21 protein-coding genes and 1 pseudogene are annotated in these 23,269 nt (G+C 61.5%); 5 read left to right on the top strand and 17 right to left on the bottom strand.

Annotated elements, in window-relative coordinates:
* Positions 1–232: 232 nt before the first annotated feature.
* Positions 233–2,806: an ATP-dependent chaperone ClpB gene (gene clpB, locus ACFOD4_RS12800; RefSeq protein ID WP_379596959.1), complete on the bottom strand. Its 2,574-nt coding sequence runs from the start codon at positions 2,804–2,806 to the stop codon at positions 233–235.
* A 131-nt stretch (positions 2,807–2,937) separates the two neighbouring features.
* Between clpB and ACFOD4_RS12795 the strand changes: the two genes are divergently transcribed.
* Positions 2,938–3,699 (top strand): MOSC domain-containing protein, encoded by a 762-nt coding sequence (locus ACFOD4_RS12795; RefSeq protein ID WP_379596958.1) that lies wholly within the window; start codon positions 2,938–2,940, stop codon positions 3,697–3,699.
* Between the two features lie 30 nt (positions 3,700–3,729).
* Here ACFOD4_RS12795 and ACFOD4_RS12790 read toward each other — a convergent pair whose 3' ends face one another.
* From ACFOD4_RS12790 to ACFOD4_RS12750, 9 genes and pseudogenes are all read right to left on the bottom strand, one after another.
* The gene (locus ACFOD4_RS12790; RefSeq protein WP_379596957.1) at positions 3,730–4,161 is read right to left on the bottom strand and encodes a DUF4167 domain-containing protein; all 432 of its coding nucleotides are present in this window, start codon (positions 4,159–4,161) and stop codon (positions 3,730–3,732) included.
* A 181-nt stretch (positions 4,162–4,342) separates the two neighbouring features.
* Positions 4,343–5,263 carry a peptide chain release factor N(5)-glutamine methyltransferase gene (prmC, locus tag ACFOD4_RS12785; RefSeq protein ID WP_379596988.1) on the bottom strand — a complete coding sequence of 307 codons (921 nt, stop codon included), beginning with the start codon at positions 5,261–5,263 and terminating at the stop codon, positions 4,343–4,345.
* Positions 5,229–6,284, bottom strand: coding sequence for a peptide chain release factor 1 (gene prfA, locus ACFOD4_RS12780; RefSeq protein WP_379596955.1), 1,056 nt, complete (start codon positions 6,282–6,284; stop codon positions 5,229–5,231). Before prfA ends, prmC begins: the two co-directional genes overlap by 35 nt.
* Positions 6,281–7,603, bottom strand: a complete 1,323-nt coding sequence (gene hisS, locus ACFOD4_RS12775) for a histidine--tRNA ligase (protein WP_379596954.1) — start codon at positions 7,601–7,603, stop codon at positions 6,281–6,283. Before hisS ends, prfA begins: the two co-directional genes overlap by 4 nt.
* Positions 7,604–7,608: 5 nt before the next feature.
* A complete protein-coding gene (gene ispG, locus ACFOD4_RS12770) occupies positions 7,609–8,742 on the bottom strand; it encodes a flavodoxin-dependent (E)-4-hydroxy-3-methylbut-2-enyl-diphosphate synthase (protein ID WP_379596953.1) in 1,134 nt (377 codons plus the stop codon).
* 66 nt (positions 8,743–8,808) lie between these two features.
* Entirely contained in the window at positions 8,809–9,084 is a 276-nt protein-coding gene (locus tag ACFOD4_RS12765; RefSeq protein ID WP_379596987.1) for a DUF4115 domain-containing protein, read from the bottom strand.
* A 510-nt stretch (positions 9,085–9,594) separates the two neighbouring features.
* Positions 9,595–9,834: pseudogene (locus ACFOD4_RS12760) on the bottom strand (helix-turn-helix domain-containing protein); the annotation flags it as partial.
* A 93-nt stretch (positions 9,835–9,927) separates the two neighbouring features.
* Positions 9,928–10,968: an NAD(P)H-dependent flavin oxidoreductase gene (locus tag ACFOD4_RS12755; protein ID WP_379596951.1), complete on the bottom strand. Its 1,041-nt coding sequence runs from the start codon at positions 10,966–10,968 to the stop codon at positions 9,928–9,930.
* A gap of 5 nt (positions 10,969–10,973) precedes the next feature.
* On the bottom strand, positions 10,974–12,194 hold the full coding sequence (locus ACFOD4_RS12750) for an aspartate kinase (protein ID WP_379596949.1): 1,221 nt from the start codon (positions 12,192–12,194) through the stop codon (positions 10,974–10,976).
* A 120-nt stretch (positions 12,195–12,314) separates the two neighbouring features.
* Here ACFOD4_RS12750 and ubiG point away from each other — a divergent pair, with 120 nt between their 5' ends.
* On the top strand, positions 12,315–13,034 hold the full coding sequence (gene ubiG, locus ACFOD4_RS12745) for a bifunctional 2-polyprenyl-6-hydroxyphenol methylase/3-demethylubiquinol 3-O-methyltransferase UbiG (RefSeq protein WP_379596947.1): 720 nt from the start codon (positions 12,315–12,317) through the stop codon (positions 13,032–13,034).
* A gap of 9 nt (positions 13,035–13,043) precedes the next feature.
* Here the strand turns inward: ubiG and ACFOD4_RS12740 are convergent, their stop codons facing one another.
* The 3 genes from ACFOD4_RS12740 to ACFOD4_RS12730 are packed head-to-tail and all read right to left on the bottom strand — an operon-like array spanning position 13,044 to position 14,665.
* Positions 13,044–13,508 (bottom strand): DUF1178 family protein, encoded by a 465-nt coding sequence (locus ACFOD4_RS12740; protein WP_379596945.1) that lies wholly within the window; start codon positions 13,506–13,508, stop codon positions 13,044–13,046.
* Between the two features lie 44 nt (positions 13,509–13,552).
* The gene (gene grxC, locus ACFOD4_RS12735) at positions 13,553–13,813 is read right to left on the bottom strand and encodes a glutaredoxin 3 (protein WP_379596943.1); all 261 of its coding nucleotides are present in this window, start codon (positions 13,811–13,813) and stop codon (positions 13,553–13,555) included.
* A gap of 39 nt (positions 13,814–13,852) precedes the next feature.
* The gene (locus tag ACFOD4_RS12730; RefSeq protein WP_379596941.1) at positions 13,853–14,665 is read right to left on the bottom strand and encodes a ComF family protein; all 813 of its coding nucleotides are present in this window, start codon (positions 14,663–14,665) and stop codon (positions 13,853–13,855) included.
* Positions 14,666–14,755: 90 nt separating this feature from the next.
* On the opposite strand from ACFOD4_RS12730, the gene ACFOD4_RS12725 reads away from it, so the two are divergent.
* On the top strand, positions 14,756–15,631 hold the full coding sequence (locus tag ACFOD4_RS12725) for a methyltransferase domain-containing protein (protein ID WP_379596939.1): 876 nt from the start codon (positions 14,756–14,758) through the stop codon (positions 15,629–15,631).
* Between the two features lie 79 nt (positions 15,632–15,710).
* Positions 15,711–16,517: a type I methionyl aminopeptidase gene (gene map, locus ACFOD4_RS12720; RefSeq protein WP_379596986.1), complete on the top strand. Its 807-nt coding sequence runs from the start codon at positions 15,711–15,713 to the stop codon at positions 16,515–16,517.
* Positions 16,518–16,568: 51 nt separating this feature from the next.
* Here map and ACFOD4_RS12715 read toward each other — a convergent pair whose 3' ends face one another.
* Positions 16,569–17,942 (bottom strand): ABC1 kinase family protein, encoded by a 1,374-nt coding sequence (locus ACFOD4_RS12715; protein WP_379596937.1) that lies wholly within the window; start codon positions 17,940–17,942, stop codon positions 16,569–16,571.
* Entirely contained in the window at positions 17,935–19,755 is a 1,821-nt protein-coding gene (locus ACFOD4_RS12710; protein ID WP_379596935.1) for a M3 family oligoendopeptidase, read from the bottom strand. Before ACFOD4_RS12710 ends, ACFOD4_RS12715 begins: the two co-directional genes overlap by 8 nt.
* A gap of 184 nt (positions 19,756–19,939) precedes the next feature.
* On the opposite strand from ACFOD4_RS12710, the gene ACFOD4_RS12705 reads away from it, so the two are divergent.
* Positions 19,940–21,616, top strand: coding sequence for an AMP-dependent synthetase/ligase (locus ACFOD4_RS12705; protein ID WP_379596984.1), 1,677 nt, complete (start codon positions 19,940–19,942; stop codon positions 21,614–21,616).
* A gap of 1 nt (position 21,617) precedes the next feature.
* On the opposite strand, the gene ACFOD4_RS12700 is transcribed toward ACFOD4_RS12705, so the two are convergent.
* On the bottom strand, positions 21,618–22,919 hold the full coding sequence (locus ACFOD4_RS12700) for an MFS transporter (RefSeq protein ID WP_379596934.1): 1,302 nt from the start codon (positions 22,917–22,919) through the stop codon (positions 21,618–21,620).
* Between the two features lie 77 nt (positions 22,920–22,996).
* Positions 22,997–23,269, bottom strand: a complete 273-nt coding sequence (locus ACFOD4_RS12695) for a DUF2312 domain-containing protein (protein WP_379596932.1) — start codon at positions 23,267–23,269, stop codon at positions 22,997–22,999.

Below are 23,269 nucleotides of genomic sequence, written 5' to 3'. Positions count from 1 at the left end.
ACCACGTCAGCCGAAACACCAACCCAGCCAAATCCGCCCCAATCAAAAGGCAAATCTAACCAAACCAATACTTCCAGAAAAACCCGATGCAATTGTCAATCAGCATTAAGAGCTTCACTAAGGCCATGCCTAAGTTTATGCTCTGATCCTTCTCGATGCTGCCGTTCAGGCCGGCTGGCATCTCGTCGGGAGGCGGCTTTTACGGCCGCCTCCACAGCTTGTCAAACGGATTTCATGATTTTTCTAGGCTGACGCGCAACCCTTCCTTGTCCGTCGACACCCGAACTTGGTCGCCGTCGGAAACGGTGCCCGCCAGAAGCATCTCGGCCAGCTTATCCTGAAGATTGCGCTGGATGACCCGCCGGAGGGGGCGCGCACCATATACCGGGTCGTAACCGGCCTCAGCCAGCCAACTCAGAGCGCCGTCGTCAAAGGTCAAGCTGACCTTCCGTTCCTCCAACAAGCGTTCAAGCCTGGAAATCTGTATCTTTACGATGCTGTCCATGTCCTTGCGCGCAAGGCGGCGGAACAGAACAATCTCGTCAAGGCGGTTCAGGAACTCTGGCCGGAAGCGCCCTCGTACCACGTTCATCACCTGGCCGCGCACCAGATCCACGTCATCGCCCTCGCTTTGAGCTGCGAGGATTTCCGAGCCGAGATTGCTGGTCAGGATAATCAGAGTATTCCGAAAATCCACTGTGCGGCCTTGGCCGTCGGTAAGTCGGCCATCGTCGAGGACCTGCAGAAGAATGTTGAAAACATCCTCGTGCGCCTTCTCCACTTCGTCGAACAGGATCACCTGATATGGACGACGGCGGACCGCCTCGGTAAGGGCCCCGCCCTCTTCATATCCAACGTAGCCGGGAGGCGCGCCAATCAACCGTGCAACAGCGTGCTTCTCCATGTACTCGGACATGTCGATACGAAGCAGTGCTTTCTCATCATCGAAAAGAAACGCCGCCAGCGCCTTGGTCAACTCCGTCTTTCCGACGCCCGTCGGCCCCAGGAACATGAAGGAGCCTATCGGACGCTGGGGGTCCTGCAACCCCGCGCGGGCACGTCGAACTGCCTTCGATACCACCTCGAGCGCCTCTTCTTGTCCGACCACTCGGCCTCGCAGCGTCTGCTCCATATGCAGCAGCTTCACGCGCTCGCCTTCGAGCATCTTGTCGACCGGAATGCCTGTCCAGCGGCTTACAACGGCGGCAATCCCTTCTTCGGTAACGGCCTCGTTCACAAGGCGCCCGCCTTCTCCGTTGCTGACCAAGGCGCGCTCAAGATTCGGGATGACGCCATAAAGCAGCTCCGACGCCCGGCCTAGATCGCCCTTCCGCTGAGCGACCTCCACCTCTGTCCGAGCCCGATCAAGCTCCTCCTTGGCCTTCTGCGCCGCTGAAAGCTTCCCCTTCTCTTCCTGCCAAGCTGTTGCCAACGCATCGGACCGCTCCTCAAGATCTGAGATTTCGCGCTCGAGCCGAACCAGTCGATCGCGGCTCCCCGCGTCTTCCTCCTTCTTCAAGGCTTCGCGTTCGATCTTCAGCATCAGCAGCCGGCGATCAATCTCATCAAGCTCCTCAGGTTTGCTGTCCACCTGCATCCGCAAACGGCTAGCCGCTTCGTCCACCAGGTCGATCGCCTTGTCGGGCAGGAAGCGGTCGGTGATGTAGCGGTTCGAAAGCGTGGCCGCCGCTACCAGCGCCCCATCCGAAATCCTGACACCATGATGAAGCTCGTACTTCTCCTTGATCCCTCGCAGGATCGAGATGGTATCTCCGACACTAGGTTCGCCCACGAAGACAGGCTGGAACCGACGCGCCAGCGCTGCGTCCTTCTCCACATGCTTGCGGTATTCGTCGAGCGTTGTCGCTCCAACGCAATGCAGCTCGCCACGGGCCAAAGCCGGCTTCAGCAGGTTGGAGGCGTCCATTGCGCCATCCGCCTTGCCCGCCCCTACCAGAGTATGCATCTCGTCAATGAACAGGATGATTTCGCCGGCGGCTTGCTCGACCTCGGTCAGAACACCTTTCAGGCGTTCCTCGAACTCACCGCGGTATTTTGCGCCAGCCACCATTGAGCCCAGGTCCAGAGCCAGTACCCTCTTGTTCCGAAGAGCTTCAGGCACGTCTCCATTCACGATGCGCAGGCTGAGGCCCTCCGCGATGGCAGTCTTGCCGACACCCGGTTCGCCGATCAGCACTGGATTGTTCTTTGTGCGCCGGGCCAGCACCTGAATAGCCCGCCGAATCTCCTCGTCCCGCCCAATGACCGGGTCGAGCTTACCATCCCGGGCCGCGGCTGTTAGATCGCGCGCATACTTCTTGAGCGCGTCGAAGCTCTGCTCCGCAGTGGCATTATCCACCTTCCTGCCTTTGCGGATGGCGGCCACACTGGCCTCCAGCTTCTGCGCCGTTGCACCCGCCGCGACGAGTGCCTTGCCGGCTGGCGTGTCGCTGCTGGCCAATGCAATCAGGAGCCGATCCTGAGCCACATAGGCGTCGCCGGCCTTGGCAGCTTGCTGTTGCGCGGCATCCAGCACCCGAACGATGTCGGGGACAAACTGCGGCTGTCCGGCACCCCCGCCCTGAACGTGCGGAAGACGCGCCAGTTCAGCCTCCACTGCGGCCGCCGCAGTTACAGGATCACCACCAGCCGTACGTATCAGCCCCGCTGCCGCACCTTGCTCATCGTCAAGCAAGGCCTTCAGCAGGTGCTCAGCCGTGATCCTTTGATGATACTCGCGTATTGCGATGGTCTGCGCCGCCTGAAGAAAGCCGCGCGCCCGGTCGGTAAACTTCTCAATATCCATTTGGTCCCTCCAATGAGGCAACCGGTGCTGGCACCCCATTTGGCAATGCCCGCCTCCGTTACTGGCGAGAATGTGGTAGGATCAGTAACGTGGCTTCAAGAGGGATTGGCAAAAAAGCAGGAGCGCAACCAATGCAGGTGGAACATCTCTATCGCTACCCGGTCAAAGGCTTGTCCGCTGAGGCTCTTGATCAGGCCCGGCTACTACCCGGCCGCTGCATTGAGCATGATCGCAGGTTCGCCCTTGTTCAGGGAGATGCACCTTTCGACGTTGAAGCTCCCCGTTTCCTCCCTAAGCAGAATTTTGCCTGCCTGATGGCCAATGAGGGGCTTGCCCTGATCACCTCCGCCTTCGATGCGCATGACGAGGTGTTGCTGTTGCGCTTTCCAGATCAAACCATCGTCCGGGAGAAAATTTCTTTGCCTGACGGTCGGGAAAGGATCGCTCATGCGCTGACAAAATACCTGGGATCCCAAGCCAGAGGTACGCCCTTCTTTACCGAAGCGCCCGGTCACGCCTTCACGGACCAGAAACGACCAGGTATTTCGCTGATCAACCTTGCAAGCCTGGAGGCCTTGGAGAAAGCATCGGGCCATCGGCTCGATCCCCTGCGCTTCCGGGCCAATGTCTATTTCACCGGCGCACCTGCCTGGGCCGAATTTGATTGGGTAGGCCAGGAGATCATGCTGGGGTCAGCACGCCTGTCCGTCTTCAAGCGAACAGTTCGGTGTCCCGCCACGCAGGTTAACCTACAGACCGGCGAGCGGGATGCCGACGTGCCTCAATTGCTGCGCCAGCACTTTGGACATGCGGATCTCGGGGTACATGCGGAGATCATTGAGGAAGGTGCCGTAGAATCAGGAGATGCCCTCGAGACGCTGACCCGGCAATAACCGGATCAGGCGTCCATTGGAGGGCGCAGCTTACTGCACCGTCTCGCGCTGCTCAGCACCTTCCGCCGAATCCGAATCGGCGGCAGTGTGCGCTTGTCCGTTCATTTCGGATGCCTCACCGCCCTCGCCATCCGCATCCATACCGCCCTGAGCCCTACGTGGCTGCTGCGCCTGCGCTGCCTGGGCCATGGCATTCAAGATGCGGAAGTAGTGCTCGGCGTGCTGAAAATAGCTTTCCGCCATGACGCGGTCGCCGCCACTTGTCGCATCCCGGCCAAGCTGCAGGTACTTCTCGAAGAGTTGCTGCGCCGTGCCGCGAAGCCGCATGTCCGGACCGTTGGAGTCGAACACATGGTTGCGGTTCATAGGCTGGTGGCCGCTCTGGCGGAACTGTCCGCCGCCGCCGCCACCGCCGCCGCCATGGCGATGATTGCCGCGGCCGCGCATGCGTTTCATGTTCATTGGTATTGCGTTCGCCGTCTCATGCTGACGCCGCTCAGCGTACAGGAGGCTGAAGCTTCCGGAACGGCTGATTGGCTGACTGATCATGTTGCATCGTCACGGAGCCGGTGGCACGGCTTCAGCCGTCTGCCCATCCGACCGGTCCAAACGGAATGACTCATTCCGTGGCCGCAGTCACACCCTAGCCTTGAGGGCTTCCGGCGCCAAACGGTTTTTTCAGGATCAGTGCGCGTTCATGGCCCCCTAAGTCTGCATGGCAGCCTTGAACATGCAGCCCCGCCCCTGTGGCGAGCGCTTCAACAGCGGAACGCTGTCCCTGCCCAAGCTCCAGAATGGCAAAGCCACCGCTTCGCAGGAGCCGCAGCAAGTGTTCCATGATCCGTCTGTAGGCATTCAGGCCATCTCTACCGCCGTCCAAGGCTGACCACGGCTCATGCTGCACAACTTCCGGCATCAATGCCGGAATCGAGGCCGTTTCAATGTAAGGAGGGTTGGAGATCACAAGGTCGAACAAGCCGGCCAGTGCATCGCCCCAGTTCCCGGAAAAGAAAGCTGACCGTGCCTCCAGGTCATGAGCCTTAGCGTTTCGCCTCGCACAGGCCGCTGCCCCCCTTGCCAGGTCAACGCCGACGCCGAAAGCGCCGGGATACTCGGACAGTACAGCCAGCAGAAGGCAACCCGTTCCGGTCCCGAGGTCCAGCACCCTTGGATGAGGACCGAGCTCAAGGACACATGCGGCTTCTATCAAGGCTTCCGAATCGGCTCGGGGAATCAGGGTTTCGCGACTGACCTCCAGATCCAGCGTCCAGAAACCCTGTCGCCCCTGGATAAAGGCCAAGGGCTCTCGGTGTTCACGCCGAGATACCAGGGTTTCAAGGTGTTGCTCCGCGTCCGGAGGCATTATCTCCTTGGAAGATCCGATCAGTTCGCCAGGTTCACGCCCCAGCACATGCGCCAGCAACCGTCGCGCCTCCAGCCGAGGTTGTTCGATGCCGGACGCCCCCAATCGCCTACTGACGTCAGAGAGAACCGCTGCGATATCGCTGGCGGAGCCAGCAGGGCGCCGTTCAGACACCCTCGGCAGCCAGCCGGGCGGCCTCATCATCTGCAATCAGGGCATTGATGATGTCATCAAGATCCCCCTGCATGATCCGGTCGATCTTGTGCAAAGTCAGGCCGATCCGATGATCGGTCACACGGCCCTGTGGGAAGTTGTAGGTCCTGATGCGTTCGGATCGGTCACCCGTACCCACCTGGGCACGCCGATCTGCGGAGCGGCTGGCGTCCACCTGGGACCGCTGCTGCTCATAGAGGCGGGCACGCAAAACCTTCATGGCCTTGGCACGGTTCTTATGCTGGCTACGCTCCTCCTGCATTGCCACCACGGTGCCAGTAGGAAGATGGGTGATCCGCACGGCACTATCCGTCTTGTTGACGTGCTGGCCTCCGGCACCACTGGCCCGATAGGTGTCAATACGAAGGTCGGATTCGCTAATCTGGATGTCGACCTCCTCAGCCTCCGGCAAAACCGCCACCGTAACCGTTGAGGTGTGGATACGCCCCTGTGTCTCGGTCGCAGGCACGCGCTGGACCCGATGCACGCCGACCTCGAACTTCAGCCGCGCGAAGACGCCCTGCCCTTCAACCTCGGCAACAGCGCCCTTGATCCCCCCGAGCTCAGACTGATCATAATTCAGCACACCGAACCGCCAGCCCTGTGCCGCAGCGTAACGCTGATAGGCCGTAAACAACTCGCCGGCGAAAAGTCCAGCCTCGTCGCCGCCGGCAGCAGGCCGCACCTCCAGGATGGCACTGCCGGCATCCGCGGCATCCTTGGGGAGCAAGGCCAGCTGTAGGTCGCGCTCGAGCCGTGGGATCGCCTCGCGAAGCGCATGATATTCCTCCTGCGCCAGGTCACGCATTTCCGGATCCGCCAGCATTGTCTCGGCGTCGTTACGGGCCTGCTCGGCGGCACGCAGCGCCTTCACCTTGCCTACCAGCGGGTCAAGTTCGGCTAGTTCCCGTGCAAGAGCGCCAATCTGTGGACCATTTGCGGATTCCAGCAGCGCCCGGACCTCGTCGGCGCGGTAAAGCAGACGATCAAGTTTCTCGGCCAGACTCATTCTTCGCCGGACCCGTCCTCTTCCGCAGCGATCTCCATCTCCTCGATCATTTGCTCCAACATGGCGTCTACAACACCGGCGGAAGCAAGCGCGGGCAGAAGTCCCGCTAGCGGGACGCGTTGCTGACTGCCGTCTGAGAGATTGCGCACCACCACAACCTCATCCGCGATTTCGCTTTCACCGAGGATAATGGCTGCTGGACTGCCAACGCGGTTCGCACGTTCCATCCGCTTCTTCAGGTTGCCTCGGTAGGCAATTTCGGCCGGAACACCGGACACACGAAGCATCTGCAAAACGTCCAGTGCCGCGCCTTCTTCGGCCGGACTGACAGGCACAATGGCAACCGGCTGTGTGGCGTCGGGCACTTCCTCCAGCAACTCGGCAAGTCGCTCCACGCCTGCTGCCCACCCGACTGAGGGCGTCGGCGGTCCACCCATCTCGCCGACCAGGCCTTCATAGCGCCCACCGCCAAGCACCGTGCCCTGGGCACCCAGCCGATCGGTGATGAACTCAAAGGCTGTATGGCTGTAATAATCCAGGCCCCGGACGATGCGGGGATTCTCTCGGTAGGGAACCCCAAAGCGCTCAAGATAAGTCTTTACCGAGCCGTAGAACTCAGCAGCCGCTGGGGTAAGATGCTGATGAATGGTCGGAGCGTCGGCGACGATCTTGCGATCGCCCTCATCCTTGCTGTCCAGGATCCGTAGCGGGTTGGCCCGAAGCCGCTTCTGACTTTCCTCAGAGAGCGCCGCCTCATGGCCAGAGAGATATTCAACCAAGGCATCGCGATAGGAGCGTCGGGATTCCTGGTCTCCCAGCGTGTTGATCTCCAGCACCACGCCGTCATCGACGCCCAGTTGCTGGATGATCTGCCAGCCCATCGCGATGACTTCAGCGTCCGCCAGCGGCTCCGCGGCGCCAAGGATTTCAGCCCCGATCTGATGGAACTGACGGAAGCGACCCTTCTGAGGCCTTTCATAGCGGAACATGGGGCCAGCGTAGAACACCTTACGCGGTAACCCGCCCTGGGTCAGACCGTTGGAAACCAGAGCGCGACAGACGCCTGCTGTGCCCTCCGGCCGCAAGGTCAGGCTGTCTCCGCCCCGGTCTTCGAAACTGTACATCTCCTTGGATACGACGTCGGACGTTTCGCCAAGGGACCGAGCGAAGACACGGGTATCCTCGAAGATTGGCGTGGCCCATTCCTCCAGACCGTAGAGGCTGGCCACATGCCTGGCCGTCTCAACGACATGGTGGTGACGACGGAACGTGTCGCCAATCAGGTCCTTGGTGCCCCGCGCAGGCTGCATTGCACTCAAAGACGTCACTCCGCCGCTTGCACGGCAGAGTTGGCAGGCGGCGTTGCCTTGGCAATCTCCTCCGCCTTCTTCTCTACCAGATCAATGATGTGCTCAACCATGTCCTCGCCCGAAACCGTGTGATCGGTGCGGCCGGCATGGTAGACCATGTGGCGTCCGGCGCCGCCGCCGGTGACGCCAAGATCCGTCATCAACGCCTCCCCGGGTCCATTCACCACACACCCAATGATGGACAGCGTGAGCGGCGTCTCAATATGCGCCAGTCGCTCCTCCAGCGTCGCCACCGTCTCGATGACGTTGAACCCTTGGCGTGCACAGGACGGGCAGGAAATGATCTTCACGCCGCGGTGCCGCAAGCCGAGTGACTTCAGCATGTCCCACCCGACATGCACCTCTTCCTCGGGCTCTGCCGACAAAGATACCCGGAGCGTGTCACCAACCCCTGACCAAAGCAGCATGCCCAAGCCGATGGAGGACTTCACCGTGCCGGTCCGCTTACCGCCGGCCTCCGTAATGCCGATATGAAGGGGATGGTCACAGGCCTCCGCCAGTTGCTGATAGGCTGCCACGGCCAGAAACACGTCGGACGCCTTCACGCTGATCTTGAACTCGTGAAAATCAAGTTCCTGCAGATGTGCGGCATGCCACAACGCGCTTTCCACCAGCGCTTCAGGGTTCGGCTCTCCATATTTTTCAAGGAGATGCCTCTCCAGCGAACCTGCGTTTACACCGATCCGGATGGAGCAACCGTAATCCCGCGCTGCCTTAACGACCTCCTTGACCCGCTCCTTGCTGCCGATGTTACCGGGGTTGATTCGGAGACAGGCCGCGCCCGCCGCGGCGGCCTCCAGAGCACGCCGATAATGGAAGTGGATATCGGCAACGACTGGCACATTTACCTCGTGGACGATTTCCTTGAGGGCGGCCGTTGAAGCTTCGTCTGGGCATGAGACACGCACAATATCAACCCCGGCCATCTCAGCGCGCCGGATCTGGGCAATCGTCGCTGCCGCGTCCTCGGTGGGCGTATTGGTCATCGTTTGGACGGAGATCGGTGCATCTCCACCCACAAGAACGTGGCCGACACGAATCTGTCGCGACTTCCGGCGCTCAATCTGTTGGTAAGGGCGATAAGACATTGGCGGTCAGGCCTCCCGCTTCGGCATGTGGCCGATATGGCAGCAGAGCCGACAGTGGCCAAGCACCTATCGCGCGGCTCCTGCCGCCGGCGCGGCGGCCGCGAAGCGCTCGGGATCCAGAACAATGTCGCGCCGCACCCCGGTTTGTTCAGCAAAGGCACGACTCGGCGTACCCCCAACCTCCACAACGAGTGCTTCGATTCTCCCGGTAGTCAGCAGCAATCCCGGGATCGCGGGGACGTCGTAACTTTCTCCTGCTCTCAGCAGGCGGCTCAGAACGATCTGATTATTCCTCGGATCACGGATCTGCACCCAGCATTCCTGGATGGCACGGAGGATCAAGGGGGATGGCACTCCGGGCCCACCACTCACCTCGGACACATTCCTGTTGATCGGTGGAGGCGGCGGGGCCACAGGAGCCAGTGGCTGAGGCTCTACGTTGGCCAGACGTTCCGTAGGCGGTGATGCTGCTGGAGCGCCCGCTGCCGGCAGTCCTGGCTCACGTTGCACAACCGATGCTTCTGGCCTGCCGCGATCCAAGGAGGAGGGTACTGAGGCTGGCACCTCCTGCCGCTGAAAAGTAGGTGGCGCCGGCAAGGGCGGCTGGCCGGCATTGCGGGCAGCCTCCTCCAGAACGGGTGGCAGGGACTCGATCGCGTCGACCCTGCGCTCCTCCGTGCCGCCCCACTGATGCCAGGCAGCATAGCCAGCGGCGGCAACAAGCAGGCCAATCAGAAGAAGCGTTCCCGTCGGAACGCCGCGGTCAGGTACAGGCTCGGGGAAGACCAGATCCCGGCCACGGCTGGGCGAGCCTGCAACGTCACGGTACCGCCCGACCATCTGCACTGGATCGATGCCGACGGCCTGCGCGTAGGACCGGATAAACCCTGCACCGTAGGCTGTTCCGGGCAATTCCCGCCACCGGCCGTCTTCAAGAGCCTCCAGATAGCGCCGATTGATGCGAAGCTGCTGGGCCAGAGCTTCCAAGTCAACGCCGAGCCCTAGTCTGGCTTGACGCAGATCATCTCCAATGCGGGCGGCCTCACTGGACAGAACTTCACCCGGAGAAGCGCGCTTTGCATCATACGCCACGGCATCAAACCCATCGATGCGCCGGGCCAAGGTTGATGCAGAGCTGTCCCTGCAAGCCCGACAAACCGAGAATGGACGCCTTCCGGCCCGGAATCAAACCCTGGCTTGCATTTCCATCAAAGCGACTCGCGCCTGCTGCAAAAGTTCCTCGATAATTTCCGCTGCCGGTTGTTCTCGCGTAACGAGGCCGACACTTTGGCCCGCCATGACACTGCCATTCTCGACATCGCCATCGATCACGGCCCGACGAAGTGCCCCTGCCCAAAAATGCTCAATGTCCAGCTGAGCCGATTCCTTGGTTAGTTCACCCGCTCGGAAGCGGCGGATCACGTCCGCCTGGTGCTCGATGAACCTTCGACCACCAGCATTCTGCAACGCCCTGACAGGGATCACGGGAAACTCCGGATCCAGCTGAGTGGTCGGAAGTGCATCGCGGGCAGCGCCGCGGATGAAGGCCTTTTTGAAGTTGGGATGTGCGATGCTTTCAACAGCGCAAACAAAGCGGGTGCCAAGCTGAGCCCCGGCCGCTCCCATCCGCAGATAGGAAAGAAGCATCTCGCCCCGTCCTATGCCGCCGGCAACAAAGACCGGCACATCGCGCATGTATGGCAGGATCTCTTGGGCCAAGACCGTCAGGCTGACGGGGCCAATATGGCCCCCGGCCTCCGAGCCCTCGATCACCAGCGCATCGGCCCCCGATCGCACCAGCTTCTTAGCGAGTGCAAGCGCTGGCGCGAAGCAGATGACTTTGGCACCTCCCTCCTTGGCAGCCTTGATCGCAGCGCCTGGGGGGATGCCGCCGGCAAAAACAATGTGACCTACCCCAGCGTCCAGCGAGACCCGCACCAGCTCGAGCAGGCGCGGGTGCATGGTGATCAGGTTGACGCCGAAAGGTTGTGAGGTCAGGCGCTTTGTGGCCTCGATCTCTTCAGCCAGTCGCTCCGGCATCATGGCGCCGCAGGCGATCACCCCGAACGCGCCGGCATTAGATAGAGCTGCCACGAGGTTGCGTTCGCTAACCCAGCTCATGGCTCCGCCGAGAATGGCATAGCGGGAGCCCAGAAAGGCAGCGCCGCGTGCCATCAAGGCCTCGACCGTTTCCGCTCCTGCTCCGGAAGAGGCCATATGATCCATGCCGGTCAGCCCTCGGAATCCAGCCCGTAGGCAGAGTGCAGAGCCCGTACCGCCAGCTCAGTGTATTCCGCGCCGACCAGAACGCTGGTCTTGATCTCGGACGTGGAAATAACCTGGATGTTGATGCCCTTTTCAGCCAGCGACTTGAACATGGTTGCAGCCACACCGGCGTGGCTGCGCATGCCAATGCCAACAATGGAGATTTTGGCCACATCTGGGTCCGCCAGCAGCGCTTCAAATCCGATCTCGCTGTGGGATTTTTCCAGCACGTCCTTGGCCCGCGGAAGATCCGTCCTGCTGACGGTGAAGGTCATGTCCGTGGTTCCATCGGCGCCGAGATTTTGAACGATCATGTCGACGTTCACATTGGCGGCGGACAGTGGGCCGAAGACCAGTGCCGCGATGCCCGGCTTGTCGGGCACACGGCGCAGCGTGACCTTGGCCTCGTCCCTCGAATAGGCAACGCCAGTAACCAGAGGCTGTTCCACGATCTCATCCTCATCGACAACCAGCGATCCCGGCTTATCCTCAAAGGAGGACAGAACCTGGACCCTCACCCGCTGCTTCATGGCCAGCTCGACCGAGCGGGTTTGCAGCACCTTCGCACCAACCGATGCGAGTTCCAGCATCTCTTCATACGCCACGGCCTGCAATTTACGGGCCCGGGGTACGATCCGTGGATCGGTCGTGTAGATCCCGTCCACATCTGTATAGATGTCGCAACGATCCGCCTTCACGGCGGCCGCCAGAGCAACCGCGGAAAGGTCCGAACCTCCACGACCCAGCGTAGTGACCCGATTGTCCGGTCCGACACCCTGGAAGCCCGCCACAACAGGAACCTGTCCGGCAGTCATCCGGGCGATCAGGGTATCACCCTCGATCTCCTCGACCCTCGCCTTGCCGTGGGCGTTGTCTGTGCGGATCGGGATCTGCCAGCCCTGCCAGGAGCGTGCATCAACACCAATGGTCTGCAGGGCGATGGCCAGAAGCCCGATCGTGACCTGCTCCCCTGTCGCGACGACCGTGTCGTATTCCCGTGCATCGTGCAGCGGCGACAGGTCTTGGCACCATTTCACCAGCTGGTTAGTCACGCCCGACATGGCGGAGACGACCACGGCCACCTGGTTGCCGGCCTCAACCTCCCGTTTGACCCGGTTGGCGACGTTGCGGATTCGATCCAGGTCGGCGACGGAGGTGCCACCGAACTTCATCACGATGCGGGCCATTGGTTCGAAGCTAAGTCCAGATGGTTACACGGGCACCATTGCAAGGCGCAAAGGGCTGCGACAGATAACGAAGGCGACGACAGGCCGCAACCTGCATCACGCCAGCGCCAGGATCCGCCCATGAACTCCTCCACAGCCAGTCCCCAGGAAATCGCGAAATTCAATGCGTTGGCCGCGGAATGGTGGGACCCAGCGGGGCCGATGGCCCCCCTTCACCAGATGAACCCATTGAGATGCGCCTGGATCGCGACCCGGCTGGCCGAACGCCATGGGCGATCATCCCTGGACCTCCAAGGGCTTCGTCTTCTCGACGTTGGCTGCGGGGCCGGATTGGCCAGCGAAGGTTTGGCCAGGTTTGGCGCCGACGTCACTGGCTTGGATGCAGCGGAGGAAGCCATCACGGCAGCTCGTCTTCATGCCCAAGACCAAGGCTTAGCCATTGATTACCGACAAGGTGCCCCGGAAGAATTGGCGAACGAAGGAGCCATGTTCGACGCTGTCGTTGCACTAGAAGTTATCGAGCATGTCCAGGATCGCGCCCAATTTATGACGGCCTTGGCTACTCTTGTTCGGCCCGGCGGCTTCCTGTTCATGTCCACCATCAACCGCACTGCCAGATCCTACCTCACCGCGAAGATCGGCGCTGAGTACGTGCTTCGCTGGCTTCCAAAGGGAACGCATGACTGGAACCAGTTCGTTTCTCCTGGTGAACTAGGGACAGTCGCACGAGCACATGGCTTCTTTATGAGCGACTTGACGGGCATGACCTTTGATGGTCGCGCCTGGACGGCTTCTGGCGACGTTTCCGTCAATTACATTGCTGCGCTTCAGCGCTGCTGACCTGAAACCTCAGCCGTCAGCGCGCGGAACCCATGGTAGCCTGGCTACGTCGATCCCCTCATCCTTGAGCGCTTCGGCATCGGAATCACTGGCCTCGCCATAGATTCCACGAGGCTCCCTCTCGCCCCGATGCATCCTCCGGGCCTCATCCGCAAAGCTGTTCCCGACGTAGTCGCAGCTCTTCTCTACCTCAGCCCGCATCTTCTGAAGCAGCGCTACCATCTGTGCCGGCATCGGACCGGCAGCCAAGGGCTGAGCCGTGTCGGACCCTGCCCTGTTAGGCGGCGGTTCCGGTGACGCATTGTCACGGCCCTTTCCAATGGCGGGCGACATCAGGGCGCGGCGAACCTTGCTGCTGGAGCAGACCGGGCAATCCACCAGCCCTGCCTTCACCAATTTATCGAAGGCAGCACTATCCTTGTACCAGCCATCAAACTGGTGATCCTGCTCACAAAGAAGATGGTAATGGATCATATCATAACGAGCCTCATGGGCCTGTTCCTCGTCCGGCGCCCAGCTCAGCCGGATGCCAGCATTTCATCGAGCTTGCCTGCCCGGTCGAGTGCAAACAGATCATCACACCCTCCGATGGCCTCGCCATCGATGAAGATCTGCGGCACAGTGGTGCGACCACCCGACCGGCTGATGGCATCCTTCCGCTCTTCGGATCCATGCGGCGAGTCGTACTCGATGAAGTCGGCTCCCTTGCGCCCAAGTAGAAGCTTGGCCCGAGAGCAATAAGGACAAAACGCGGTGGTGTAGATTTCAACCTTGGCCATAGCGAAGAGATTGTGGAGGCAGGCAGGCCGGTCAAGCCCTCAATCGTCAAAGCCGCCTTCCACCAGGCTCCTATTGGCCACACGTGCAGCCGCCAGCACGTCAACCCCCGCAGCGCCATGCGACAGCAGCACCGTCGCGCATGCTCCCACGGTGGCGCCTGAGGTTAAAACGTCATCCACCAGGACAACGCGCCGCCCTTGAACAACAGAACGCTGCTGGCCCAGGTGGAACGCATCGGCCAGTGCTTCCCGTCGTTCGAAAGCACCCAGTGGCCCTAGTGGCGGCGTTCGTTTGTGCCGCCGCAGCAGGTTCGGCGCCCAAGGCACGGCAGACTGGCGCGACAGTTCGGCGGCGAGCAATGAGGCCTGATTGTAGCGTCGCTTCAGGAGCCGGCGATGGTGGAGCGGGACCGGAATGAGCAGATCGGCGTCCTGGAGGATCCGTCGCCCCGCGATCGCCATGCGCCGTGCCAGCGGCCGGCTGAGGTCCGTACGGTCGCCATGCTTGAGCGGAAGCAGCAGGCGCTTGGAGCCATCATTGTAAAGGTAGGCCGCGCGAGCCCGCCCGTAGACCGGCGGCTTCTCGGAGCAAGAGTTGCATAGAAAACCCTCCCCCAAAGAACCTTCTCCCGTGGACGCCTGCCCTTCATGCACAAAGGGCGAACCACATCGGAAGCACTGCGGATCGCCAATCGCCTCCAGCCCGGCGAAGCAGCCGGAGCAAAGTGTTCCATGGCTCACGACAGGCTCACCGCAGGCGAGACATCGGGGTGGAAGAACAGCGTCCAGCACGCCTTCGCCGAGCCTCCGCAGGGCAGCACGACCCGCTGCGATGTCCATCACCAGCGACATCCATTCTCACTAAAGCGTGATCTTTACGCTTAATCGCAAGCGCATGGCAAGGAGCTTGCCACTACGCCTGATCCGGCGCATCAGCACCGCATGAGCCACTCCATCTCTGTCTTCGACCGAAAGCTGGTTCGGCACCGGCGCGACCGGGCAGCCAAGACAGCCCACCGTGTCGTCGACGTTCTGGACGCTGCGGCAGCCACACTGCTTGACCGGTTGGACGATACGACACGCACGTTCACGCGGGCCCTGGATCTGGGTGGCCGAGGCAGCATCGCACCTGCGCTGCGGGCCCGGGGCATTGGACAAGTGGTGTCCATGGACCTTTCGGCGCAGATGGCCCGTCGGGCTGGCGGAATTCCGGTCCAGGCGGACGAGGAATGGCTCCCATTCGCGACCGGCAGCTTCGACTTGGTTGTCGCGAGCCTGTCGCTTCACTGGGTGAACGACCTTCCGGGAGCCTTGCTGCAGATCCGTCGTGTGCTTGCACCGGATGGCCTTTTCCTGGCCAGCCTGCCAACTCTGGGCACGTTGCAGCCTTTGCGCCGCGCACTGGACCATGCGGAGAATGCGGTTCGAGGAGGTATCAGCCCCCGGGTTTCGCCGTTTCCCGAGCTGAGCGATGCCGCCTCGCTGCTCCAGAGAGCCGGTTTTGCCATGCCGGTCGCCGACCACGCTGTCCTTGATCTGCGTTACCGTACGGCATTAGCCCTGATCCGCGACCTGCAAAATGCCGGCGAAAGCAACGCTGTTCTGGCCCGAGACAGCCGTACTCCTCCCCGCGCGTTGTTCGCTCTCGCGTTAAGCAAATTACAGGATGCGGGTGAGATGATCCCGATGCCCTTGCACATGGCCGTGTTGACCGGCTGGGGTCCTGCTCCAGGCCAGCCCAAGCCGGCGCCGCGCGGCAGCGGCCAAGTCAGCCTGGCACAAGCGCTGGATGCTCCGGAGAACCAGCAGCCAAACTGAAAGCCTGAAGCCATGAACCGTGCGAATAGGGGAAGCGCGGCGCTTGCAACAGGATCGGCAGACGCGCATCTTCCGCGGCATGGAACATACGGGTGCTGAGGCGCGGCGGATCACTCTGTACGCGCCGGAGGATTTTGGCGGGCTCCGCCGGGCCGGGCAATTGGCAGCGGCAACGCTGGATATGATTGCAGCCTATGTGCAGCCCGGCGTGAGCACGGATGAGCTGGACCGCCGCTGCGCAGAGTACATCCGGGATAATGGTGCGGTCTCTGCGTGCCTGGGCTATCGCGGCTTTCCGAAATCCGTATGCATCTCGATCAACCATGTTGTCTGCCATGGCATACCTGGGCCGAAGGCACTACAGCATGGCGACATCCTCAATATCGACATCACCGTGATCCTGGATGGCTGGTACGGCGACACCAGCCGGATGTTCGTGGCCGGGCAGCCGAGCACCAAAGCCAAGCTCCTGCTGGATGTTACCCACGAGAGCATGATGCTTGGCATCGCCGCGGCAAAGCCAGGCGCCAAGCTCGGCGACATCGGCCATGCCATCCAAGCCTATGTGGAAAAGCACCGCTTCAGCGTTGTGCGTGATTTCTGCGGTCATGGCATCGGGCGCACCTTCCACGCTCCCCCCAACATCCTCCATTTCGGACGTCCTGGTGAAGGCCCCGAGATCAAGCCAGGAATGGTCTTCACGATCGAGCCGATGGTGAATATCGGCCGCTACGACGTGAAGATCCTGGAAGATGGATGGACAGCCGTAACCCGCGATCGCAGCCTATCTGCGCAGTTCGAGCATATGGTGGGCGTGACCGAGACTGGCTGCGAGGTTTTCACCTTCTCGCCTGCCGGGATGCACAAGCCGCCCTACGGCTCCTGAGGCAGGAAGCGGCCGGCTTGGATGCCGGCCTTCTTTCCAAGAAGCTACGGGTCAGACCCTGACCGGCGGAACCTTTGCTTCCACCAAAGCTTGTTGCTGGCGTGCCGCCAGGGCGTCCTCATCGAAATCAGCGATCAACTCGTTGAACATCCGGTGCCAGTTCAACCTCGCCCCGAGGCGCAGGAAAGCGCTCCCCAATCCAACCGCCCCCCGATCCACCAACACGAACTCCCGTGGCGGGCGCACACCACCTGTGCGCTTCAGGCCGGCATGGACTTCTCCCGCGACCTTGCGGCCAAAGTCGGGATCGTCCACTTCCTGGATCGGCCGCACCCGGTCATCGAGAAGCGGGTCGTGCAGGAACTTAGCCCATAGCCCGAGGACCTCCATCTTCTCCTTTGTGAGGTCAGTGAAGCCCCAGCTCCGGTAAGCTGCCTCAGCTTTCTCGTCGTCCTGATCCCTGATGGCCTCGTAGAGCATGATGACACCACGGAGAAACGACGCCGGGAAAATCCGGATGGCCCCGAAGTCCATGAGATTGATGCCCGCCGGGCTGTCGGCGGTAGGCTGTCGGATCTGGTAATTGCCAAGATGCGGATCGCCATGAATGACGCCGTAGCGATAGAACGGCAGATACCAAGCCCGAAACAGAGCGGTGGCATAGGCGTTTCGCTCTTCCAGCGACGGCTCCTCCGCTAGTCTGTCGAGGATGGGCCGCCCCTCGAGCCAGTTCATCGTCAGGAGTCGGTGGGTACAATAGCCGTCGATCGGCTGGGGCGTTTTGATGCTGGCCTCCCCCGCCAGCATGCTGCCGTACAGCTTCATCTGCGCGGCCTCGCGCGAATAGTCCAGCTCCTCCCGCAGACGGTCGCACAGCTCCAGGTAGACATCATCATGCTGGATGGCATCGTCCATCCTGGCAAAGATCCCCATGGCGATCTTAAGCTGTCTCAGATCCGCCTCAACGACACTGGGCATGTCGGGGTACTGCAGCTTACAGGCCACATCCGTTCCATCAGGGAGCATGGCGCGATGCACCTGTCCCAGGCTCGCGGCCGCGGCGGCAGATCTCCCGAACTGGGCAAAACGGGCTTCCCAGTCTGCACCGAGTTCTGTGGACATACGCCGACGCACAAAGGCCCACCCCATTGGTGGTGCGTTGGCCTGCAAGGCAGCGAGTTCCTTGGCGTATTCTGGTGGAAGCGCATTCGGAACAGTGGTGAGGAACTGGGCAACCTTCATCAGCGGCCCCTTCAATCCGCCAAGCAAGGCTTTCAGTTCGTTGGCGTGGTTGGCCTTGTTCGTCTTGATCCCGAGATACCGCTCACCAGCCAGCCTGGCCGCGATGCCGCCGACGGCGCCTGAGGTGCGCGCCATGCGGCGGATTTCGCCGAACAGCGTGCTGCTCTCCCTGTTATCAGCCATCCTCACCTTCCAATTCGTCAATGAAGCCGGAAATGACCGCCAGCCCCTTATGCCAGAAGGCAGGATCGGAGGCGTCGAGGCCAAAGGGGGCCAGCAGCTCGCGGTGCCGAAGCGTGCCCCCAGCCTTCAAAAGGTCGAGGTACTTCTCTTCGAAGCCCTCAACCGATCTCTCCTGGTACACCTTGTACAATGCATTCACAAGGCAATCACCAAAAGCGTAGGCATAGACATAAAAAGGCGAGTGGATGAAATGTGGAATATACGCCCAGTAGATCGCATAATCCTCCGTAAAATCGAAGGCATTCCCCAGGCTTTCGGCTTGCACTTGCATCCACAATGCACCGATTTCTTCCTGTGAAAGCTCGCTTTTTCTTCGAGCGTCATGAAGCAAGGTTTCGAAGCGGTAAAAAGCAACTTGCCGCACGACTGTGTTGAGCATGTCCTCAACCTTGGCCGCAAGCATTGCGCGTCGTCGACGGGGATCCACCTCGGCGTCGAGAAGTGCGCGGAATGTCAACATCTCGCCAAAGACGCTGGCTGTTTCCGCCAGGGTTAGAGGCGTGTTGGACATCAGGTACCCCCGTTCCGCGGCAAGGACCTGATGGACTCCATGACCCAGTTCGTGGGCCAGCGTCATCACGTCACGCGACTTGCCGTGGTAGTTCAGGAGAAGATACGGGTGGGCGGAGGGCACCGTCGGATGGGCAAAGGCGCCTGAAGCCTTGCCAGGCCGCAGCGTGGCATCGATCCAGGGATGCTCGAAGAACTGCTGGCCAATTCGGCCAAGCTCCGGGCTGAAGCCGGCATAAGCCTTGAGCACCTGATCACGGGCCTGATCCCATGGGATCTGTGCATCATTCTCGTCAGGAAGAGGCGCGTTGCGGTCCCAATGCTGCAGCTTCGGCAGTCCCAACCACTTCGCCTTCAAAGCATAGTAGCGATGGGACAGGCTCGGGAAGCTGGCTACAACCGCCGTCACCAGCGCGTCGACCACCTCATCCTCGACCATGTTCGCACGGTTGCGGCTGCTGCCTGGCCGCGGATAGCGGCGCCAGCCGTCGACGATTTCCTTGTCCTTGGCCAGCGTATTCGTCACCAAAGTGAAAAGCCGGCCATTCCCTGCGAAGGCGGCTGAGATTCCTTTGGCCGCCACTTCGCGGACCCGGCGATCCCGGTCGGATAGCTTGTTGAGAGCGGCGGAAACGTTCAGCGTCTCGTCCGCGACTTGCACCGTCATGTTCGCAACTGTTTCATCGAACAGGCGGTTCCAAGCGGCACGGCCGGTGACTTCCTTTTCGTGCAGCAGCTTCTCGAGTTCGTCCGACAGCTGATGCTCCCGGAAAACGCGCAGGTCACGAAGAAACGGCCGGTATGCCGACAACGCTGCCGATGCCATGAGCTTTTCCAGCGCGGCATCATCGATCTTGTTAAGTTCCAGGGTGAAGAACAGGAGCCGGGACGATATGGAGGTCACCCGCTCCTGCATTGTCTGATAAAAGCGACCGCTCGCTGGATCCTGCGCATCCCCCGAGAATACAAGGGAGGCATAGGACATGATCTTGCCCAATACCTCCTCGATGCTTTCATAGCTCTTGATGGCGCTGGCGAGGGCGTCTCCTGTCAGGGAAGACAGCCGCCCCGAATGGGCCTCCTCGAACCGTTCGGCTTCAGCGCCAGCCCGCGTCAGGTCTGCTTCCAGCGCGGGATCACCCTCACCCGTGTAAAGATCCGAAAGATCCCAACTGGGTAAGGCGTCCCCGGGTTCGCCATCTGTGGATCGAGCCGCCGGGTCGAGGGAGGCTGAGCGGTGCATCAATGGCTTCACGACTGACCTTACGGTTGTTGGCTGTCGCTACCCGATATAAGCCGTTGAAGGCGCGGGCCAAGCGCATCTCCGGTGTTGCATGGATCTGACGCCATACTGCCGCTCTTGCCGAAAGGGGACCGAGACGCTGAATACGCATGGCATCGAGGATTGCACCAGCCTGCCGGCCGTAATGCTGAGGCTGGCCGTCGCTTCTCCAAACCGCACAATGCTTCGCTTCTGGCGGGGCGGAAGCTGGCAAACCCTGTCCTGCCGGCAGTTCGCATTGCAAGTGGCGAGCCTTGCGGCCTCCTTGCGGACCCGCGGCGTTGCTCCCGGGGACCGCGTGTTGATCGTTATGGAGAACCGGCCCGAGTTCCTCGTCGCAGATATGGCCATCATGTCCATCGGCGCAATTACGGTTCCAGCCTATGTCACCAACACCGTCGAAGATCATCGCTTCCTTCTGCAGGATTCAGGCGCTCGCGCTGCACTCGTTTCAAACGCGAAGCTGGCAGGAATCCTGAACGAAGCGGCGCAGCCTTCGGCGCTGGAGCTACTGGTCAGCATTGAAGACGTTCCGGAGGGCCCAGCACTATCCTGGCAGAGCCTGGTGCAGGGTGAAGGCGATCTTCCCATGTTGGTGGCAGAGGTGGAGCAGATTCCTGCAGGGCGCCTTGCCTGCATCATCTACACCTCAGGAACCGGCGGTCCGCCGAAAGGCGTCATGCTCCCGCATCGGGCCATGCTCGCTAACCGGCATGGGATCACCGAGCTCGTGCGCCGCCTTCATCTTCCGGCGGACGCGCGCTACCTTTCCTTCTTGCCCCTCTCGCACGCTTACGAGCACACGGTGGCGTACCTCCTGAGCTCGTTCGGCCTGGAGATCGTTTTTAGCCGCGGCGCCGAGCGTCTGGCGGCCGAGTTGATCGAGCTTCGTCCACATGTTCTGACGGCAGTGCCCCGGCTTTTCGAGGTGCTGCGAGGAAAGATCCTGGCGGGTCTTGAGACTGCGTCTGGGCTCCAGAAGAAGCTGTTCTGGCGTACGATCGAACTGGGATTGAAGCGCCTTGACGGGCACCGATTGACCTTGACCGAGCGGCTGCAGGATCGCTTGCTGGACCGAATAGTGCGTCAGCGGATCCGGGCACGGTTCGGAGGTCAAATTGCCGCTCTTGTTTCGGGCGGGGCGCGGCTGGATCCGGGATTGTCAGGCTTCTTCCTGGCACTGGGATTGCCTGTCCTGCAAGGTTACGGCCAAACCGAGGCGGGGCCCGTGGTCAGCGTCAACCTGCCATGGAACAATGATCGGCGGAGCGTAGGCCCGCCTCTGCCTGGAGTGAGCATCAGGATTGCCGAGGACGGCGAGGTGCTTGTCCGGGGCGATCTGACCATGGTTGGATACTGGAACAACCCGGAAGCCACTTCCCAGACACTCAGGGAGGATCCGGCCGGTGGCGCGCCGTGGCTCCACACGGGTGACGTCGGGATGATGAAGGATGGCCGCCTGCACATCACTGATCGCAAGCGTGACTTCATCAAGACGTTGGGCGGAGAAATGGTCAGCCCCGCACGGATCGAGGCTCTCCTGATGGCGGAAACCGAGATCGTGCACGCAGTTGTGGCAGGGGAAGGCCAGCCTCATCTGGTGGCCCTGATTGTTCCGGCATCGGATGCGCAGGACCGCGACGGGATTGCGGCCGCGGTAGCGCGGGTCAACAAAACCTTGCCTACTACGCACCGGGTTCGCCAGTTCGCACTGGTTCCCGCTTTCACGCAGGAGACAGGGGAACTGACGCCCACCCAGAAGGTCAAGCGCCGCATTGTGCTGCAACGGCACCAGGAGGCCGTTCTGCACATGTACCGATGAGCTATAAGGCGGCAGTGCCTTCGCGGCTCTCGGCGTTGCGCTCCCGGACAGCCTCTTCCGTGACAGCCACCAATTCCACACCGACGGGCTGTACCGGCATGACCAGGAAGTCTTCCTTGGCCTCCGGTGCGGCGCGCTGGCTCATGCGGTAGAAGCCCCACGCAGCAATCCCGAGCTGTGCGGTGAGGATCAACCAGCCGAGGCCGCGATTACCAATGCTGGACATCGCCGCGCCACCGATCAGAGGACCCAAGGCAGCCCCTGCCCCCCATAGGATCAACATCCCGCCCGAGGCCGCTGCGAACTCGCCGGGAGGCACATGATCGTTCACGTGAGCCAGAACGAGGCTATAGGCCGGAATCACCAACGCGCCGAACAGGGCCACCATGGCGTAGATGATGCCGGGCGATGGATGCTCCGGAATGAAAGTCAGCATCCATGTCAATGAGATTGCCGCCAGCGAAGCAAGGCCAGACACCAGCAACCGCCGGTCCATGCGATCCGACAGCCAACCCATCGGCCAAGTCGCCAGGAAGCCCCCCAGGGACCCGGTGGCCATGAAGGCCGCTACGGCGCTGGCATCCAAGCCCAGTCGCTGAGCGAAAAGCGGGCCGAGCGCATAATACGATCCAGTACTCATGCCCACGAGGGCTGCCGCCACCACGCCAAAGGGCGACTGCCGGTATAGGCGGCGCAAATCCAGACTGGCCCCGCCTGCCATCTCATCCGGAGCCTGAACCGGAGCCTGCGCCCGCGAGAGGACCACGGGCACCAGAGCGCAGGAAATGATGATGGACACCAGGCAGAAGAGCACGAAGCTTGTCGGCGCCGCCAGCGTCAGCAGCATTTGCCCGCCGACACCTGCCAGCATCCCCGTCATGCCATAGATGCTGAGGATCTGACCCCGAACAGCGCTGGTGGAAGCGCCGTTCAGCCAGCTCTCTACCACGATGAACAGGCCGGCGAAGCAAAATCCCGTCATGATCCGACCCACCGGCCAGAGCCACGGATCCACGACCATCAAGTGAAGCAGCGGCACGGTCGAGGCTATGGCGGCGAGGGCCGCGAAAGCGCGTGTATGGCCAACCGCGCGGATCAGATGGCCTCCTCGAAGGGAGCCCGCCATCAACCCGATATAGAAGCCGGAACCTGTAAGGCCGATCGCGAGGGCCGGAAAGCCTTCCCGGCCTCCCCGCAACGTCAGCAACGACCCTTGAAGGGTGTTGCCCATCTGCAGCAATGCATAGCCCAGCAACAAGGCGAAGACGGTTGCCAGCGTTGGCAACAGAGGGGATCGCACCATGGCTCCTCAGAATCGCGAAGACAGACCAACGCATCCCCTGTCCCGCCAGCACGAGCCAAGGCATGCAAAGGGCACGATCACATTCCAAGGGCGCGGCGGTAGAGATCGAGAAGGGTTTCCTGCTCTTCGACTTCGGCCGGCTCTTGCTTGCGGATGCGGATGATCTGCCGGATCACCTTGACCTCGAACCCGGCCGACTTCGCTTCCGCAAAGATGTCCTTGATGTCGTCCGCCAGCCCCTTGCGCTCTTCCTCCAGCCGCTCGACGCGCTCAATGATGGAGCGAAGCCGATCCGCGGCAATGCCGCCGACATCCGCGTCCTGCTCCTGAGTATCCACCGCGTCGGACAT

The organism is Teichococcus globiformis, from assembly GCF_042646265.1.
Lineage (GTDB): Bacteria > Pseudomonadota > Alphaproteobacteria > Acetobacterales > Acetobacteraceae > Pseudoroseomonas > Pseudoroseomonas globiformis.
This window is presented reverse-complemented; position numbering and strand designations above follow the sequence as displayed.

Coding starts and splice junctions, on each gene's coding strand:
- ACFOD4_RS12710 (WP_379596935.1), bottom strand. CDS start 19,755: ATGCACCGCTCAGCCTCCCTCGACCCGGCGGCTCGATCCACAGATGGC.
- ACFOD4_RS12795 (WP_379596958.1), top strand. CDS start 2,938: ATGCAGGTGGAACATCTCTATCGCTACCCGGTCAAAGGCTTGTCCGCT.
- clpB (WP_379596959.1), bottom strand. CDS start 2,806: ATGGATATTGAGAAGTTTACCGACCGGGCGCGCGGCTTTCTTCAGGCG.
- ACFOD4_RS12705 (WP_379596984.1), top strand. CDS start 19,940: ATGCTGAGGCTGGCCGTCGCTTCTCCAAACCGCACAATGCTTCGCTTC.
- ACFOD4_RS12700 (WP_379596934.1), bottom strand. CDS start 22,919: ATGGTGCGATCCCCTCTGTTGCCAACGCTGGCAACCGTCTTCGCCTTG.
- ispG (WP_379596953.1), bottom strand. CDS start 8,742: ATGTCTTATCGCCCTTACCAACAGATTGAGCGCCGGAAGTCGCGACAG.
- ACFOD4_RS12740 (WP_379596945.1), bottom strand. CDS start 13,508: ATGATCCATTACCATCTTCTTTGTGAGCAGGATCACCAGTTTGATGGC.
- ACFOD4_RS12730 (WP_379596941.1), bottom strand. CDS start 14,665: ATGTCGCTGGTGATGGACATCGCAGCGGGTCGTGCTGCCCTGCGGAGG.
- prmC (WP_379596988.1), bottom strand. CDS start 5,263: ATGAGGCCGCCCGGCTGGCTGCCGAGGGTGTCTGAACGGCGCCCTGCT.
- prfA (WP_379596955.1), bottom strand. CDS start 6,284: ATGAGTCTGGCCGAGAAACTTGATCGTCTGCTTTACCGCGCCGACGAG.
- map (WP_379596986.1), top strand. CDS start 15,711: ATGGAACATACGGGTGCTGAGGCGCGGCGGATCACTCTGTACGCGCCG.
- grxC (WP_379596943.1), bottom strand. CDS start 13,813: ATGGCCAAGGTTGAAATCTACACCACCGCGTTTTGTCCTTATTGCTCT.
- ACFOD4_RS12695 (WP_379596932.1), bottom strand. CDS start 23,269: ATGTCCGACGCGGTGGATACTCAGGAGCAGGACGCGGATGTCGGCGGC.
- ubiG (WP_379596947.1), top strand. CDS start 12,315: ATGAACTCCTCCACAGCCAGTCCCCAGGAAATCGCGAAATTCAATGCG.
- ACFOD4_RS12725 (WP_379596939.1), top strand. CDS start 14,756: ATGAGCCACTCCATCTCTGTCTTCGACCGAAAGCTGGTTCGGCACCGG.
- ACFOD4_RS12715 (WP_379596937.1), bottom strand. CDS start 17,942: ATGGCTGATAACAGGGAGAGCAGCACGCTGTTCGGCGAAATCCGCCGC.
- ACFOD4_RS12755 (WP_379596951.1), bottom strand. CDS start 10,968: ATGGATCATATGGCCTCTTCCGGAGCAGGAGCGGAAACGGTCGAGGCC.
- ACFOD4_RS12790 (WP_379596957.1), bottom strand. CDS start 4,161: ATGAACATGAAACGCATGCGCGGCCGCGGCAATCATCGCCATGGCGGC.
- ACFOD4_RS12750 (WP_379596949.1), bottom strand. CDS start 12,194: ATGGCCCGCATCGTGATGAAGTTCGGTGGCACCTCCGTCGCCGACCTG.